Annotated in this window: 14 protein-coding genes and 1 pseudogene; 4 read left to right on the top strand and 11 right to left on the bottom strand. The window is 35.7% G+C overall.

Going from position 1 to position 17,624, the window contains the following annotated elements; translation table 11 throughout:
* Positions 1 to 19 precede the first annotated feature (19 nt).
* A complete protein-coding gene (locus KHN78_RS20110) occupies positions 20 to 871 on the bottom strand; it encodes a helix-turn-helix domain-containing protein (protein ID WP_211918472.1) in 852 nt (283 codons plus the stop codon).
* Between the two features lie 214 nt (positions 872 to 1,085).
* On the opposite strand from KHN78_RS20110, the gene KHN78_RS20105 reads away from it, so the two are divergent.
* From KHN78_RS20105 to KHN78_RS22190, 3 genes and pseudogenes are all read left to right on the top strand, one after another.
* Positions 1,086 to 1,856, top strand: a complete 771-nt coding sequence (locus KHN78_RS20105; RefSeq protein ID WP_211918471.1) for a TfoX/Sxy family DNA transformation protein — start codon at positions 1,086 to 1,088, stop codon at positions 1,854 to 1,856.
* 117 nt (positions 1,857 to 1,973) lie between these two features.
* Positions 1,974 to 2,822: a helix-turn-helix domain-containing protein gene (locus KHN78_RS20100; RefSeq protein WP_211918469.1), complete on the top strand. Its 849-nt coding sequence runs from the start codon at positions 1,974 to 1,976 to the stop codon at positions 2,820 to 2,822.
* A 600-nt stretch (positions 2,823 to 3,422) separates the two neighbouring features.
* Positions 3,423 to 3,600: pseudogene (locus KHN78_RS22190) on the top strand (transposase); the annotation flags it as partial.
* A 222-nt stretch (positions 3,601 to 3,822) separates the two neighbouring features.
* Here the strand turns inward: KHN78_RS22190 and KHN78_RS22005 are convergent.
* The 8 genes from KHN78_RS22005 to KHN78_RS20055 form a co-directional block, all read right to left on the bottom strand.
* Entirely contained in the window at positions 3,823 to 6,204 is a 2,382-nt protein-coding gene (locus KHN78_RS22005) for a hypothetical protein (RefSeq protein ID WP_211918467.1), read from the bottom strand.
* Positions 6,205 to 6,932: 728 nt separating this feature from the next.
* Positions 6,933 to 7,265, bottom strand: a complete 333-nt coding sequence (locus KHN78_RS20085) for a hypothetical protein (protein ID WP_211918464.1) — start codon at positions 7,263 to 7,265, stop codon at positions 6,933 to 6,935.
* Positions 7,266 to 7,481: 216 nt separating this feature from the next.
* Entirely contained in the window at positions 7,482 to 8,258 is a 777-nt protein-coding gene (locus KHN78_RS20080) for a hypothetical protein (protein ID WP_211918462.1), read from the bottom strand.
* A 48-nt stretch (positions 8,259 to 8,306) separates the two neighbouring features.
* The gene (locus KHN78_RS20075) at positions 8,307 to 9,140 is read right to left on the bottom strand and encodes a hypothetical protein (protein WP_211918460.1); all 834 of its coding nucleotides are present in this window, start codon (positions 9,138 to 9,140) and stop codon (positions 8,307 to 8,309) included.
* A 69-nt stretch (positions 9,141 to 9,209) separates the two neighbouring features.
* Positions 9,210 to 9,710 carry a DUF5462 family protein gene (locus KHN78_RS20070; protein ID WP_211918458.1) on the bottom strand — a complete coding sequence of 167 codons (501 nt, stop codon included), beginning with the start codon at positions 9,708 to 9,710 and terminating at the stop codon, positions 9,210 to 9,212.
* An 18-nt stretch (positions 9,711 to 9,728) separates the two neighbouring features.
* Positions 9,729 to 10,415: a fimbria/pilus periplasmic chaperone gene (locus KHN78_RS20065; protein ID WP_211918456.1), complete on the bottom strand. Its 687-nt coding sequence runs from the start codon at positions 10,413 to 10,415 to the stop codon at positions 9,729 to 9,731.
* Positions 10,408 to 12,774 (bottom strand): fimbria/pilus outer membrane usher protein, encoded by a 2,367-nt coding sequence (locus KHN78_RS20060; RefSeq protein WP_211918454.1) that lies wholly within the window; start codon positions 12,772 to 12,774, stop codon positions 10,408 to 10,410. The genes KHN78_RS20065 and KHN78_RS20060 overlap by 8 nt, the downstream gene beginning before the upstream one ends.
* 11 nt (positions 12,775 to 12,785) lie before the next feature.
* Positions 12,786 to 13,355 carry a type 1 fimbrial protein gene (locus KHN78_RS20055; protein ID WP_211918452.1) on the bottom strand — a complete coding sequence of 190 codons (570 nt, stop codon included), beginning with the start codon at positions 13,353 to 13,355 and terminating at the stop codon, positions 12,786 to 12,788.
* 327 nt (positions 13,356 to 13,682) lie between these two features.
* On the opposite strand from KHN78_RS20055, the gene KHN78_RS20050 reads away from it, so the two are divergent.
* On the top strand, positions 13,683 to 16,352 hold the full coding sequence (locus KHN78_RS20050; protein ID WP_211918450.1) for an Ig-like domain-containing protein: 2,670 nt from the start codon (positions 13,683 to 13,685) through the stop codon (positions 16,350 to 16,352).
* Between the two features lie 53 nt (positions 16,353 to 16,405).
* On the opposite strand, the gene pdxY is transcribed toward KHN78_RS20050, so the two are convergent.
* A complete protein-coding gene (pdxY, locus tag KHN78_RS20045; protein WP_211918448.1) occupies positions 16,406 to 17,275 on the bottom strand; it encodes a pyridoxal kinase PdxY in 870 nt (289 codons plus the stop codon).
* 107 nt (positions 17,276 to 17,382) lie between these two features.
* Complete coding sequence (locus tag KHN78_RS20040) at positions 17,383 to 17,565, bottom strand: AbrB/MazE/SpoVT family DNA-binding domain-containing protein (protein WP_128813396.1); 183 nt, start codon at positions 17,563 to 17,565, stop codon at positions 17,383 to 17,385.
* Positions 17,566 to 17,624: the final 59 nt, after the last annotated feature.

The following is a 17,624-nucleotide window of genomic DNA, read 5'->3' as shown; positions in this document are numbered from 1 at the left end:
CCTTTTTTATCTCATTGAATCAATTAGCAATAGAAACTTTCTTACAGCAGTTACGACAGTGCATTATATAATCTTTAATCGTCATACCCGTTTTTTCGCGAAATATTACATTCGCTCTAGTACGACTATGAAATCCTGATTTATAGACATAACTTTCAATCGTCTCTGCACCATTTGACTTATGAATTTCTTCTTTCAACCTATGAACTCTTATATCTTTAACCAAATCAACAAAGGTTGTGGATTGAGAATTAAAAATATACTGCGCTTTCCGTCTAGAGATGTAATTCTGCCTACATACTAAATCCAAACAAAAATTTGAATCTGTTTGATAATTTTCAATAGTTTTTTTAAGCTGATCAAATGTTGATGAGCTATCTAGTTTCGACTTAATCGGGATCACTGCCAAGTTTGCGATTGCTAAAAGTTCATTTAAGCGCTCCTCGCCTTTATCGATAGTATCAAACAAAGAACTAATGGCAAGGTGATGCGGATTTAAATGCATACCCTCAGGGAAATACTTTCCTTCGTAACGAGAAAATAACTCTTTATTTATAATAAGAACCTTATCCCGCTCTAACAATTCTATGTCAACATGCGAATTATAAACCATAATATCTAGCGGGATAATCTGATTGTTGCCCTCTACTAAATCTCTTTCATTGTTTACCATCCGAATCCATTCTTGAGTCTCCTTACAAGATTTAATCACTATAAGGTACGATGGAAAAACCTCTTTCACATCCTTAGCATTTAATCTCAACTTCACGCCAGTAAAATATAAAAACCCCCAACTATTCACTACATCTACATCGCCAAATTTGTGACCTTTTTCATAGCTCTTAGCAAGATTTTCTAACAATTCAATCATTCGAAATAGCTCTCAACACCATCTATATAACTTAAGAACAACATAACCATACGTAGTAATAGCACGCAGGTGATTTTAACTATACTGAGGGGATAATATAAGGGTTGAATCATGCATCAAACGCACCACTTTGCGCAACTGGCAACTTTAATCTTATTAACAAATAACGATTATAAATAATTACCCACCCGCTTTGCGCAAGGATGCAGGTGAAATGCGCAAACAATCAGACTCAACATTTACTCGTCAAGAATCCACTTATATGATTCACCTCACAAAAAACAAACACGAAAATTCCAACATGTACAACAAAGACTACAAAAGCGATCGAGAAAAATCATTGAGCTTTATAGAAAGCTTAGAGTATTCATTACATATAAATAAATCTCACATAAAGTATAAACATATGTTTGGGTGCTATGTTGTGAGATATAGAAAACGCGCATTTGCTATTTTCTTCCAGGGCTCATTGTTTATTAAACCGATAAATGAGAGCGTACTGTCGAAATTAAAAAAAATGAGACTAAAAACCTGGGATAACGTTGTGGAACAACAATTCAATACAAATGTTAACTTTTCTAGTTACTATTGTTTATGCGATAATTTTACTTTTCTCAATTGTCAGCATCTAAAAATTATACGTGAAATTTTACTCTCGTTTGATAATACCTTAGAAGCACGTGAGATTAATGGATTTGTAAATATTGATACGCGTCTCTACCAAAAGTTAAAAGCCGAGGGTATTAGCTCTATTGCTATATTAAAAAAGACAGGGGCTATTGAAACTTATCTAAAGTTATATTTACGAAATAGAAACATATCAAAAAAAGTTTTGTGGAAATTAGAGGGAGCTATCAGAGGCTGTCATTATGAATTAATAACCTTAAAAGACAGAGAAAACCTTATTATTAAGTTTGAAACGCTGTTATTAGCCCATTACCATAGAAAGATTAATTTTGACTCAAATATTCGAGATGAATTTTGAACAGATTAACTCATATTTTATTTGTTTTTTCTTTTATATTATCAATACTAATTATCATATATTTAAACAATTTTTTTTGACAACAAAACATGCATAGAGCATAGAGAAATATATCATATGTCAAACTTTAACAATCCTGTGCCATATCCTAACGCACTCACAATTGATGTTAGTGTGACAAAATTAAATAAAAAAATAACAATGGTACATATATGCTCTGAACCACAAAAAGTAAAATTCAATCCGTCTCTTGGAGAAAAAAATCATTTCATTCTCATTAACACATGCTCAGGAATGATATTTAATAATGAAAGAGAAAGAACTATAATATCTCAGTCCGATAGCATCATTATTCCAGCATGGCACTCTTTCACAGAGGAAAGTCTAATAATGAGAGATACTATATCATTCATTATTGAGATAGATCTTGTAGGTGCATCACCACATCAAATTGAAGACATATCTTGGAAACCCGTATCTCAATTAAATTATGGACATGAGATAAATAAATTAATAAGCAATTTCTATTTCAATAATGTATCCGGGCTGAAAAGTAAAAGTATCGATGCACTGACGCAAATGATATCATTAGAAATAGAATCAAAAAATCACAAATCACAAATCACAAATCACAGAGTCCATTTAATGTCGAACATAATATCTCACCAATTAACAAACTGCCATTTTAACGTGCGAGAACTTGCGCTCCAAATTGGCGTCAGCGAGCGAATGATTCAATATGAGTTCTGTAAAATTGGTACCACTTTCAAAAACTACCTATCAAAAAAAAGAGCATTTTTACTTGCTGAAAAAATAAAAAACCAACCAAACAAAAATATAACACCATTAATTTTTGATTGTGGATTTGACTCTCTAAGCACTGCAAATAGACAGTTCAAAAAATTTTTTATTGTACACCAAAACAATATTCAAAGCACTTCAACATATAAGCTTAATGGATTATGATTTATCCATTAAACCAGATAATCTCGAATAGAAACGGGCATTAAATTTACTTAATCAAAGGACATGATAACTATCATCGGTGGTCAAATAAAATTGGCCACAATTTTATTCCAATACAACCGCTCTGAGTCATTAATACATTGTTAGCAAACCAAAAATTAGCACCAAATTTAAGACAAAACTAAAAGAACAATCTTGATTTTAACCATCGATGCTACAGGAGTTATGACCAATGATAAGAAAAATTTAACGTTAAAAAACTTAATACTGTATCAAGTCCGGGAAATTAGCTACTCAGATCTATCCAATCCCTTTTACACATTTTGAAATGCGGTCTCTCTGCAATCACGAAAAACAACCCTTGCGCAACAGTTGACGGGTTAAATATTTTTTCTCGATATGTAGTTTTTCTATCAATACCGCATTCCCACAGACTCCAATACACCTCCACATCGTGCATATAGTGTGAAACTCGGTGAAATACCCCCCTTAGAAAGATACAACAAGGTGCCGGTACTCTTACTATTCTATCGGTCAGAGAACTGTTTTTAAAGCCAACATCGCCTCATCCTCGGTGACAGATTAAGACGCACAGAGACAAACCTCAATACCCTGTCTAACTACTCAGATAATATTCGGCGAGCGATTTACACGACTAACTCCATTGAGCTACTCAACAGCATTATTAGAAATAACGATTAAGAAACGCAGACTGTTCCCAACAGATGAGTTAGCTCGTAAGGTGATTTACTTAGCATTCCTAGAGGCCTCCAAGAAGTAGATGATACAGATTAGAAACTAGCGACAAGCTGTGAACCGCTTTATCAATATGTTCGAAAACGACTTGCTGAATATATGTACACAAAATTATTTACAGGGCCATCACTGCTTCCAAACTCAGTAAATATCGGTTCAGGCATCAAAGAGTGCACTGTACTGATAGTATAGCGCACTCTTTGTAATAAGAACCCTCATCAAAAATGAAGACAATTAAAATTCACTATTTATTATTAACAGCTCGCATCGACCATGGTTTATCAAAGTCTAAGTATTGACCGTTCCAAGCAAGTACATGTTTGAGATCATTTGTTTCAACTTTTCCCGAAAATACGCCAATGCGGTTGTAAGACAAATTACTCCAATCAGACAACCAAATCGTAACATCTTCATCCGTGTCAACATATACAGACTTACCCAATATGAAAAATGGCAACTTATATGCAGAACGTTCACCACCAGGTAAACAAAATCTTTCACCATCATCATTTGATACAACGCATCCCATTCCTCTGTTAGAACGAGTTACTTTCATACCAACTGGAAAATCAAAATCTTGAGGTTCTGTGGAAGTAGCTAGCGAATTTGAGGAAGGTGCGGGTGTCCATAAACTAATCTCTGGATGTTTTAACCGCTCACTATCCACAGTTCCCCAAAATACATGATGCTCACCCGATTTATTTTCTAATGTAACTTTTACTCCACGAGGTGATTGCAAATAAACTTGTTGACCTAAAAGCCTTTCTGGAATTCTCTCCTGATCAGCGTTAGAAGATAAACAAAATTGACTTCCATCCTTAACAGATACCACACACGCGAAAGGTTCCTCATCAAGATCTTCTTTCACTCTCATTGCATAAGGATTTGCAAAATCAATAATCAAACCATTATCCGCTTGGATCCCCTTAAGATCTTCAGATTCAACCGTACCACGAAAACTAGCTGTACGACCATCTGCAAAATCTGAAACATCTGACAGTTCGACTTTTACTCCTTGTGTGGCTTGGACGTAAATCTGTTTACCTTTGATCCAATCTGGCAAGCGTCCTGTACTTTCGCCCTTAGGCAAACAATATTTCTCGCCACTCACTAGCGAAACAATACAACCAAGTGGTTCGCTTGTAGGTACCACTTTTATAAAAGATGGCATACTAAGATCAATTAGCTCGCCACTGTCCGTTGAGACATTTTTTAGCTTATTTGTATCTACTGTCCCCGTAAAGCTGACAAAGTCGTCAGGTTTGGGTTGTTCCATATTAGATAACTGAACTTGAACCTTTGAATCCGCTTGTATATAAACTTCCTTACCCTTTAACCATTCAGGAACTTTACTTAATTTTTTATCTGCAGTTAAACAATATTTTAGGTCTCCACTTATAATACAACCGAAAGGTACATTAGGAGTGCTAGCAACTTTCATAGAACGAGGTTTATCAAAGTTTAACAACTTTCCATTCCATGCTTGTACATTTCTAAGATTCTCAGTATTCACTGTTCCTTGAAATCCTGCAATATGATTGTAAGACAAATTATCCCAATCAGATAATAACACCATAGTCCCTTGATCGGCGTGGACATAAACTTCGTGTCCAGCAAACTGTTTTGGTAAAGAATAACCGGACCATTCATTAACCCCCAAACAATATTTATCACCAGTGTCAACCCTGACAATACATCCTTGCGGTGGCTCCTTTTGTTCCACTTCGCTATTCAATTTAACTTCCGGGAAGACCGATTGAATCCAATTAATATAACTATGAATCCTGACGTTACTAATTTGTTCGCCAAATTGTTCACTGATAGGACTACGACCATCAGCGACTCCGACCACTACCCATCCATGGAGATCTTGCTTCCACAAAGCCGCTCCGGCATCTGTAATTTCTCTATCATGATAGTTACTTGGCGAGCTTAAACGAGCCCATTGATTTTCGTAAAACAACCCTGATGCATCATAACCCACCAACAGGTTTCGCCTTTCATTTACAGTTAATGCCGTTATCTCACTTTCACCATAGAAACGTTGCATTTTGTCTATAGCATGTAAGCTATCAAAGTCAGACATTCCTAAACCAATTCCACCATAACCGACAAATGCGACCTTTATCTGTTCCTCCGAACTACCGTCATATAAGTAAGGCGCCTCAACCACGTCACCGGAAATAGAAACAATTTCACCTGTTTTTGGTAATTTCAATATCGCTACATCTGTTTGAGGCGTTTCTGTTTCTAATCGCTCTTTAGGTATGTAAGCAACCCCATCTCCACTCGCGATAAGTTTTCCTGACCAATCAAAAATAGATTCATTTATTGGAAGCCCCTCTTCACTACCGTCAAAGCAATGAGCCGCTGAAAGAAAAAAAGAATAACCATCGCCAGAATCTCCAAGCCATGTTGCAGTGCAATGTTCAGTGTGAACAACTGATAGAAAACCATGATCCAAACTCTTGTCATATAAAGGTTTGACCACTCTAGGTAAAGTAGATTCAACATCATCGAGACTTCCTCCGTGATCAATAAAATACTGAGTACTAATGGTGATAGCCTCTGCATTAATAGATGGAATTAAAAACGGAATACAAAACAAAAATTTAGTCAATTTCATATATAAAATCACCTTAAAAAATTAAAGACCATAAAATATGTGACAAATTAAAATATAATCTTATTTTATTGATGGGCACATCTATAAAACATAAAAGTAAAATCTTGACATGGTGTTTCGCAAGAAAAATAACTATCAAAACTAATTAAAAAAATAACAACTCTCACACTTTAAAAGGTGCTTTACTTTGCAATAAATAAACCAAAAATCCTGCAATTAATATAACTAACCAGCCAATTCACATCTATTCCAAAACGACACCGCATTCGATTTTTATAGAAATATAAAGATGGAAAAACAAGAACCATTATAATAACAGAACAAATGAACTCAACTTTCAGAACATATATCAAACAAACATATGTAAAACAAAATGTCCCCAAAGGTAAATAGAGCATACAAAACAAACCAGACATACAACATGGGATCAAACTTAATCCTATACATCGAAAAACAACAATACTACTAACAAGATTAAGAATGTAGTATGATGCACACCCTAACTCAAAAATAAATCATGAAAAGAAAACTGACTAAATAACCCCTCTCCTTTATCATGATAAAATGTCAACTTAGATAATAACGACATAGATACACCACAAATTATCAATCAAATACTAAAAAATAGAACGCCCAATAATAATTGGCCCAATAACTCCCCATTTAAAATATTATAATTAAGTAGAGCTGGAATAATCTTTACCGTCATTGGAAGCCAAAGCATCCACTCAAATATCACCCTCCGCAATAAAATCGCGATCATACACGGAAACTGCAACATTCCCTGCCTTACTCATTATATCAATCCGTGGTGTCATACCCGTATAACCACCTTGTTTATAAATCCCTTTTTTGGCGTACCAGCCACCTAAAAAAATAAGCATCAAATGGTGCTGCCCTACCAAAAATTTATCACCTGTCACCTTATTAAGGTCGAATTTAATACTGTTACTTTCTGCGGTACAGTTATCTAACTCATCACCCCATGGTGCGACACTCGCGTAACACTTACCTAGTATTGAAATAATAAATAAACCACCTATCAATAAACCATTATTCATAAATAAAACATAAGATTAGCCAAGCTATTAATAGTATAACGAAATATGGCGTTAGTAATTATTCCGCCCCCCTACACACCTAAAAAGGTTAACAACAACATTGCAAAAACGTTAAAAGTATCGGAAACTAAAAAAATTGACCACACTAAATAAGCCCTCTTTAATCATAGTTAAATACAGGGCTTTATTATTAATAATTTATCTAGCAAAAAAGAATCAAGCCTGTGTTATAGTCATCGGGATTCGAACTTTCCAATGCTCAGCCCCAACAGGCAAGGTTAAATCTGTTTTAGTCATTAACCCGACAAAAGATGCCATCGATTCTTTATAATTATTTTCCTTTGTAATATTTTCTGATACTGTTCCCCCCGGAACATCGGTGCGATTAACAACTCGTCCTTTATAAGCCTCTTCATACGCAGGGCGAGTATTCAAATAAGCCTCAGCAACCCCTATATCATGAGAAGAGTCAGCTTTATGTGCAGCGTCAACTAAATTACTTGCCATCACTATATAATAATTTCCATTTGTCCATTTACCAACCGTGCTAAATGCGCCTTTCAACTCAGATTTAAAGCTCGCATTCGGTATAATCGCTCCATTTTCATCTCGAACTTCAAACTCAGCATCACGCGATACCCAATAACTATTATCGCTAATAATTACAGGACCATTCTTTGATTCTATCTCAACTTTCAAAAAATCCGACACCCCTGATTTAATAGTACTCCCTTGAACAAATACCAAGTTGTCAAACAAATTATTTAAGTCAAAGTCCAAAAACTCATCATCCCCAATTTTTATTACCTTGGCGTCATTATTAAATATTTTTACTCCTTTCGCTTTAGCTGAACTTTCCGCAGGTATATTAAACTCCCATGATGATGGTTTAAAAATACCATCTACATCTATAGAAATCCCATCAAATGCAAAGCTATTAGTTATATTAGTACAACACATAATCGATAGAAAAAAAGCCGTTTTCTTTTTCATAAAATCCTACCATAAATACTTGGAAAATTAAGTTTACTGATAAATAAATCAAACCATAGTAATAGTAATTGGAATCGAAGCTTTCCAAAAACGCATGCTGCTTTGTAGTGGAAATTTAAGCGTTGGTGCATGAATATACGTAACACTATCAACAAGCGCTCCAACCGAAGCTATAGGAGTATTCAGTGAGGTAATATCTTGAAAACTAAACCCTACACCGATACCAGCCGTTGTCGCAGGAAATAACTTATTAAATGCTGGAAACTCTAAAATTTTATGACTAACAAGATCTGTCATAGCCTTCTCATAAACGGAGTTTTCTTCTCCTGCAAAAAAACCAACAATATGACTTTTACCTTGCGACTCATACACAGCACCAACAAACGTTTCAAACTTGAAAGCTAAATCACCATGCATTGAATAGTCTTTACCATCACTCGAAGCTAACGCGTCAACTACAATATCGCCACTAGACATATAGGCATTGTCATGGACAGAAACCACAATATTTCCCGTCTTACTCATTATTTCAATCCGTGGAGTCATCCCCGTATAACCACCTTCCTTGTAGACCCCTTTTTGTGCATGCCAACCACCAGCCAAAATAGGCATCAAATGATGGTCGCCAGTAGAAAATTTATCACCTATAACATCGTTAAGATCAAATTTGATGTTATGCCCCTCTATAACCCCCTTGTCTAATTCAAGGCGAATCTGCTTTAATGCAGCAACATCTGGTGTGACTGAAAATTCCCATTCGGGTTGAGTTTGTTCCACCGTCCCAGAAAACTCAAAGTCAACCCCCCAAGGTGTTACGTTCGCATAACAACGACCTATCGCTAGAGAGGATAATAGCGCTAGAGCAAGTAAATTTTTATTCATATACAACCTTAAATAATACATTAAAAATTAGCAATAAAAACACTTTGATATTAACTACTTAATTGCCACTCAACTCCAAACTTCAAATCTTATTGTGGCATTAATTTCACCCACAACTCTTTCAGGCATTACTATTTTCATTCTTCCTGAACTCACAACTTGTATACCTCCTATATTTTTACTATCGGGAAGGTTCATAACTACATCACCTCCACTCTGAAAAACACTACTAGAAACAGGCTTACCATTTACAAGCAGTTTTACAGGAATAAAATACGTAATTACTTTCCCATTAAATTTGATACTTTTTTTTATCTCATATGTATCCATGTCGATGACACGAAAAAACTCCGAACTTTTAATTACAATGAATTGGTGAGAAATTTCATTACCAGGTTTATCATTGATTTCAAATAATACACTTTCTATGTTTTTTTCTACTATTACTTGTTCTTTCTCCTTATTTACACTCAATAAACCAAAATCAATATTATTTTCAATCAATTCACTTGAGTTAACAATAAAACTAAACATCAACAACGTAAAACAGCTTAAAAATCTCTTTCTCATTTGCTTTACCTTATAATGTTAATCATTATTTAAAATATAACTCTCAATATTACCATCATCGTTAATTGTAAATATTTTTCTTGATTTAGAACTAACCTTCACCCTCGCTCCTGGGCGAAAGACTGATAATTCATCCTGCTTACTTTGATTAAATGATATTGATTCCCCATCTTGATTTTCAATCGTGGAAATTGCAAATATATATGGCGTTGGATTTACCAAATATGTTTCCCCACCCTCTTTAACTAATTTTATTTCCCTCTCCGCCTTATAGCGATTTTCCGTTAAAGCTTCTGGTCTATATATTAATTTAACGCGATTTCTGATCGCAAAGGCCAAGCCATTACCATTCATCTTTGGTGGAATTTCTTGAATATTTAACCAATAAAGTTGTTCGTTATTTACTTTATGGGTAATTGCATCATTAACAGCCATTAACCGAAAAACTTGTTTCCCTTTACGTTTTATCTGAAAAAATGAAGGTGTCGCTATAAATTTAGGAGCATTTGTGTCATTTTCTATATCTGATTCTACCCAAACCTGAGCCCCGTAATCCTGACTAGCGTTGTTACTTATTATTCCGGATATTGATTCTTGATCACTATTATATATATATCTTGAACTATCTAAACCTAACGCGGCATATGTATTTGATGAAACGATCACTAAACACATTTGTAGTAATATTATTTTTAACTTATTCACACTCAACCTCACTTATTTGGGCAAGACCATCCAATGAAACCTTATTTAGATCAACTTTACAATCATCAAAATATATATAATTCAAATCCTTTACAGTTGAAAATGAAACAATTCCATCATCTACCACAAAACCAAGAGGGGTGCCAAATCCATCTTTAGCCCATTTACCTGCCATCATTACTTCTCTATTTTTATCTTTTACTCTTAAAAAATATCTTTTAACTTTCAAAACTTCAAACTCCTTATAAATAACAGCCCCGTCAACTGGGAAAACACTATTTTCAGATTCAACAATCTCATAGTCCATTGGTAAAGAGTCACCTTTTAATATAACGTTATTCATTGAGTACGATGATAATGGGACAACAACATTTCCGTCCCGATTTGTTTTACTTTCCACACCATAAAATGAAGCATTTTCTACATCAGAAACATGTGCAATCATGACTGTCCCAGTGCTATTTTTATCAAATAACCAAGTACCATCAGGCAATAATAGAAAGCCACCACTTAAACCGCCAGAAATAGACGTTGAATATTTTGAACTCCACAATCCAATATTACTTCTAAATTTTTCACCACTATAGTAAAGGCCTGATGCTATACTATCTAAATCCCCTTCGGAAGAAATCCCAAAAGATGAAGACACATCAAGTGAACGTGAAACCGAAGAAGACAAATTTAAGTTAGTCGTACTAAAACGACCATTATTCAATGATGTACTAATATTGGAACTCGTACTTTTCCCAAACAATTCAAAAGGGACGCTAACAGAAAAATATAATGATAAAGATGATGAATTATTATCATACAATTTATTATTATAGGCATACTCGCCACCTAAACTTAAATTTCCTCCTAAAATAGAACGACCATAAGAAAAATTAATCCCTTTTGATTCTCTATTCGAAAAATATTTTTTACTCCATATAGAAATCCCGAAACTACCTAACTCATCATAACTAAACCCTACATTTGAACTAATTTGGCGATGTAGACCGGATTTAAAACTTCTATGCTCTGTATTTAAATAGTCATAAGATGAAAAATCATTAAAAGTATCAGAAATATATTGTGTACCTAAAACACCAAAACTAAAATTGTCATTAATATTTTTATAGTAAGAGCTTTCTAATTTAAAACCGCTTTCCACATCGCCTTTTTTATATTTAGCAACACTGTAATTTGATTTAATATTTAATGCACCGACAATTCCAAAACCCATATCATAAGACACCCCAATATTGGTATATTTATCGTTTAATAACATCCCAGACCCAACTGTTACAAATGGAAATCCGTACCTATAATCACCAGACAAAAACAGATCGCCGTTCTCAATTGATTTATGGACTGTGTTCTGGCTCTTAAAACCTGCATTCAAGCCAAATTCTTGCTCTCCCGGGGAAAGCATCCCGCTCAGTAGGGTAAATGGGTATGTTCTGATATATTTCCGTCCATCAGACTCTTCTATTTTTAATATTATATCTCCACTATCATATATATTTACGTTATCTATTTTAAATGGACCAGGAGGCACAACCTCTGAATACAAGATTCGCTCATTTTGAACTAAACTTATTGTTGCGAAAGTTCTTGAAACTCCCCTAAAATCTGGGTGGTATCCTCTAGCACCAGGTTTCATAGAACTGTTGGATTGAATACTCACTCCAAACATACCCGTTCCACCAGCTATACGACTTGTTCCACGAACTAGACCTAACGACAAATCAGCTTCCCAAGCCTTTATTGGACGAGAAATAGATGAAAATCCAATGTTACATCCATCTTTTTGACACGATACCCCACCCTCGCCTTGCCATTCCATAACATTAAAACTATATGAACTAGTTAAAGATATACTATTGACATTTTCAGAAAATAGACCATCCAAGTTATAATTGGCTTTCAAAGCACTCGTTCCATAGTTCCAGTCATGAACGACTGAAAAATTTCGTTTTAATGCTTCTTGTGGAACTTGAATAAATAGCTGTTGACTCATCAAATTAGTTGAAATTCTTGTATTTTCGTCTTCTGCTAATACATAACACGACCCATCTAAACTTTGTTCATAGTATTCATAATCTATTTTTGTATTTAACTTATCCAACCACCACTTATCAAAGCATAACCTATTTCCTCGGCCAATCTTTGCCACATAAGATCTCAAACCTTGAGGCTTATCATTCACTGAAACATCAAAAAAGTATTCCACACCATTAATAAGCTTGTTCTCCATCAGAGAGCTCAACTCTTCAGAGGAGGCAGCATTCCCTCGAAAGAAATCAGTATCTAAAGGGAGCTCACTCTCTGCATGTACAAAAAAACATATCAATAGTAAAAATAATGTATAGCGCAACTACCACCTCATTATTTATGTTCTAAAACTATTGTTGCTTTCGCTTTATAGTTACCAGGTTCTGCCAACTCTAAATTCCTAACTTCAGCATAAAAACCAAGTATTCCCTTTGAAATAAAATCTTGTTCATAGTGAAGTGTGTTATTATCACTATTTATAAAACTTTTATAATCCACACTTTCTTCATCCATTGACTTGACTGCAATTCTTAGTTTTCCCCCAGCCCCTTTTGCCACAAACCCCTGACGATCTAACTGGCCATTATTGTCACCAAATTTTAATGAGATTAAATTTTCGCTCAATATTGAACTACAACCGGGGTTATACATAGACTCTTCGTAGAGAATGATACTGAACTTTGTATAAATTTTTTCATTAGAAGAACTTCCTACCTTGAAAGTGGGAAACTGGACTCCTCCATCCTGTGAATCAACACCCAAATAACACACTGGTGGCGCTATTTTCGCAGACATATTTACAACACTTTCAGCTACAAGTTCACTAGAGAAAGCTATACTTGCCTTAGATATCATTACCAACATGGAACTTATAACTAATTTTTTTATCGTTATATTTTTCACAATTAATCCCAAACATTCCCTATCATCTTCTTGCTGATATAATATTTACATTACAAACCACAACCAATCAAATAACGAAAAAAAATCAACAAAAACCGAAATACAGAGCCAGACATATATAAAAATATACAGACATATATAAAAATATATTTAGATTTAAATATATTCAGATTTCTCAGATATGTAATTTATTGGTTCGATCCAAGTCAATAGTCTACACGCAACATTTGCACAAAATTACCTGCAAGCTGCGCATGTTGCCACAGACAAAGTGTTTTATTGGGTTTACTTTATTTTAGCTAAAATCGGAAACTCATAGGTTTAATTATGAAAATATGTTTATCAGTACTCCCATTGACAATGGGATTTGTGTTCTTTACTCATGCAGGTTCAATAGAGAACAATCATGACATTGAGACAAAGCAAAATACGGTAACTAAAGACACACCAGCGATTATTTATGTCAAGGATAGGCCAGACTATTCCTTTACTGTCTATGACAAAAATCAGGGCCCTACTGATATAATGACAGCTCGGTGGCCCTCGCGTCCTCAATGGCAGCACTACACGATGTTGACTGTTTCACTTCAGGATTCTAATGGAGAAACGAAAGAAATTGCATTACGGGCTACTAAGGAAATGGCATGTAGTAAAGGAGAATTTCTTCCAATGAATCAAGACTTCTCCTGTTCTAGTTACGCTTTACCGTCTATTTTTAAAGTCTATTATGCCCAAGAAGATAATAAAGGATTAGCGGTTGGCAATTACACAGGAGACCTTTTAGTACAAGCCAATAGTGATTATTCTGCATTCGAACTTCCAAAAATTCATATAGATATTTCTATAGGCAAGCCTAAGCCTCCAAAACCTACGTTAACCAGACTTGAGGTTGCGGGGAAAGATACTCTTTTCCCTATGCAAACAACTCAAATGAAAGCATATGCAATCTATTCTGACGGAAGCAAAAAGGATGTAACTAATCGAACCCATTGGTATCAAAAAGATCTGGATAAAGAATGGGTTCACGACTGGCTAAGTTATCTTTCATTGACTAGCGATGGTCGCATCACAGTTGGAACTATGACCCATCCAACTGGTTGGGCCAACGAAGTTCTCACAGTCAATCAGTGTGTAAATTTCGATACTAAGGAAAGTTGTAAGTTGATCACTATCCGTGAACCGAAGTTGGTTGATGCAAAGATTAATATAGAGGGGAATAGCACTACTTTTGCTCCAGGCAATTGGGCTCAGATGCATGCTCGAGGTTATTTTGAAGATGGTTCTAATTCAGAAATTAATATTTCAAATTATCTCAATTTAACATCTTCTAATCCAACGGTTGCTACTGTCAATGATAAAAAACAACTGAATGTATTCCATCAAGGTGTAACTACAATAATCGGTCATTTCTCTTATAAAGACGAAAATGGCAATATAACCAATAAGGAAACTAATTCACTCTTTATCAACGTGACAGAACCAACATTTAATGGTGTATTAATAACAGGTGATAAACAGCATATGATGTCATCTAGCACAACACAACTTACTGCTTATGCAGTATATTCTGATAGAAAAGAACAAGTTACTAATAATGTGCAATGGGTAGTTCAAGACCCATCCATTATTAGCATATCGGATGATGGTGTATTGTCTGCATTATCACCGGGTATGGCTAGTTTTTATGCCAGCTATAACGGTCAAACCACTTGCCCAGCCTATTTACTTCATCATATTCAAGTTTTGGGCCAGCCAAGCGAATTACTGTTCAGTAATAAAACCAACCACAATATGCAAACGATCAACAAAGGCGATAACTATCAAATTTCAGATTTATGGATCAAATCAACTCAATCAACCTATGCGAAGCTGTCTGACTACGAGCACAGTATTACTTTCACATCTTTAAATCCTGATATAGTAACTGTGTCTTCAGATGGTAAAGTCACAGCACATGGTTTTGGGCAAACAAAAGTCAACATTGTTTCTCAAATCAATGGCAAGGAATATAACTTATCATTAGATATTATGTCTGAACCTAAACTAGAAAAAATTGATATCTCAGCTACCAATGATGAGATACCTCTGAAACACCAAGTAAAACTTCTTGCATTAGGTTTATACGAAAATGGTTCTCAACAAGATTTAACCAACTATGTCGACTGGACAGTGGAAAATAAAGATATTATCTCCATTATTCAGGACGACAGGCTTGGTAATGAAGGCCTCTATGTTAGGGGGGATGAGTTAGGGAATAGCAAATTGTCTGCCTGTATAAATAACATTTGTAATACACATAATATTGACATTATTGAGAATGCAACCGACGCTACAGGATTCAAGTTAATCCCGTCATCAGTACTATTGAACACAGATACAAATAGTCATAGCTTTGATGGATTCAGTGTGTACTCGGATGGTTCAATCAGAAAAGAGGACGAGCCCACTATACACTGGGACATGACTGGAAATGATCTAATCTATCTAGAAGATGGTACTGCTATTAGACAGAATCATGACTCAGGAATCACATCTGTAATCGCAGAATGGGGAAATGATGGTCAAAAACTGTTAGGTCAATCCAAAGTCTTTACTGGTGATATTAGCTTAGCATCAACGAATGACATGACATTTACTCCTCCTGCATCCAGTAACCTCATTCAAGGCTGGGGATTTGAAAATTTATCATCCGTAGAAGACGATTTTGGCTTCGCAGTAATGCCATTTGATACCGCCGTTGCTTGGTGTGAATATTTAACGAACCAAAACTTTAACAACGCAGAGTGGCATTTACCAACTAAAGCCGAATTCGAACAATTAGCACGAACATTACCACTATGGCCTCATGCGAATGCATATTGGTCTAGGGACACAATTGAAAATAGCAAGGATAAACATTCCGCATATATGCTAGGAACATCGGGAGAAATACTGCCTATAGCAACACCAAACGATATTCCATCATTTGCATCTTGTGTATCCAATAAGCACCCATAATAAGTCAGTATCTCATTTTAAAGGTCGAGCAACATGCCCGACCTTTACTTTAATTATTTACACAATAGATTCACTTCTTCCAACGGGAAATGCTCACTTGGTTCAACAAACTCTTGCTGAGCCTTAATGGTTTGCAGCTCCCACTCGCCAGCTTGATAAGTCGTGTTTAACACACCGTAACAAGCATCATGACAGTGCTGGAATGCTTCTTTTGCTGACCAGCCTTTCAATAGACCGGCGGTAAAGATCGCCGAGATCAAATCACCAACGCCCACTGGCGCTTTGGCAAATTCAAAATGTGGGCGCTTGGCTAGATATGTGCCTTCTTGCGTTGCCAATAACATGTTAAAACTGGTATCAGATAGGCAGTAAAGGTGTTTAACAAGCACCACTTTCGGACCTTTTGCTAATGCACGCTGACATGCTGTAATTGCATCGTCTAACGTATGAATTTCCATCTCAGCAAATTGGCTCAACTCAAACTGGTTCGGCACAATAACATCGGCCATTGGCATCAAACGCGTTAGCAAATTTTCTGCAATGCCCGGAGCCACGATACAACCTTTATCTGGCGCACCCATCACAGGATCACATACGTAAAGCGCTTCTGGATTCGCTTGTTTTACCTTGGTGACCGTATCAACAACAGCAAGGCATTGCTCTGCGCTGCCTTGATAACCCGTTAACACAGCTTGGCACTTTTCTAACGCACCAATATTATTTAGACCACAAACGAGATCGCTGATGTCATCAGCAGAAAACGCACGTCCGGTCCATCCCTCTTGGTACTGAGTGTGGTTAGAAAATTGAACGGTGTGAATTGGCCACACTTCGAAACCCATGCGTTGCATTGGGAAAACGGCACTGCTGTTACCAGCGTGACCAAAAGAAACATGCGATTGTATAGAGAGGATACCTTGCATAGTACCAGACCTCTTCTTGTTGTTATCAATAGTTCAAAGACAGCGGCGAGCGCTAGATTTGCGAAACCAGTAGTGTATCTGACAAACCAAGATTCTCTAACTCAATTCTAGCTTTCTTTGCTCGAATCGTCCGGTTCACTGGTTTTCAGCACCATTTTTTTAACTTCCATTTTGTCTTTATTAAGCGCGATTTCTAAGGAGTCTCCATCTTTTATCCCGAGTTCATTAAGAATCACGCTTGGAATGACTACGACGGTATCTTCACCGATCTTAACAGGTTGGCTTATCATCTTTCGTCCTCCAATTATCGAAAATGAGTTTTCACGTTGTGAGCTACGTGTTTTTCTCC

Origin of the sequence: Vibrio sp. B1REV9 (assembly GCF_905175395.2) — a bacterium.
GTDB classification, from domain to species: domain Bacteria; phylum Pseudomonadota; class Gammaproteobacteria; order Enterobacterales; family Vibrionaceae; genus Vibrio; species Vibrio alfacsensis.
This window is presented reverse-complemented; position numbering and strand designations above follow the sequence as displayed.

Coding starts and splice junctions, on each gene's coding strand:
- KHN78_RS20070 (WP_211918458.1), bottom strand. CDS start 9,710: ATGAGAAAGAGATTTTTAAGCTGTTTTACGTTGTTGATGTTTAGTTTT.
- KHN78_RS20085 (WP_211918464.1), bottom strand. CDS start 7,265: ATGAATAATGGTTTATTGATAGGTGGTTTATTTATTATTTCAATACTA.
- pdxY (WP_211918448.1), bottom strand. CDS start 17,275: ATGCAAGGTATCCTCTCTATACAATCGCATGTTTCTTTTGGTCACGCT.
- KHN78_RS22005 (WP_211918467.1), bottom strand. CDS start 6,204: ATGAAATTGACTAAATTTTTGTTTTGTATTCCGTTTTTAATTCCATCT.
- KHN78_RS20040 (WP_128813396.1), bottom strand. CDS start 17,565: ATGATAAGCCAACCTGTTAAGATCGGTGAAGATACCGTCGTAGTCATT.
- KHN78_RS20075 (WP_211918460.1), bottom strand. CDS start 9,140: ATGAATAAAAATTTACTTGCTCTAGCGCTATTATCCTCTCTAGCGATA.
- KHN78_RS20080 (WP_211918462.1), bottom strand. CDS start 8,258: ATGAAAAAGAAAACGGCTTTTTTTCTATCGATTATGTGTTGTACTAAT.
- KHN78_RS20110 (WP_211918472.1), bottom strand. CDS start 871: ATGATTGAATTGTTAGAAAATCTTGCTAAGAGCTATGAAAAAGGTCAC.
- KHN78_RS20050 (WP_211918450.1), top strand. CDS start 13,683: ATGAAAATATGTTTATCAGTACTCCCATTGACAATGGGATTTGTGTTC.
- KHN78_RS20105 (WP_211918471.1), top strand. CDS start 1,086: ATGCGCAAACAATCAGACTCAACATTTACTCGTCAAGAATCCACTTAT.
- KHN78_RS20100 (WP_211918469.1), top strand. CDS start 1,974: ATGTCAAACTTTAACAATCCTGTGCCATATCCTAACGCACTCACAATT.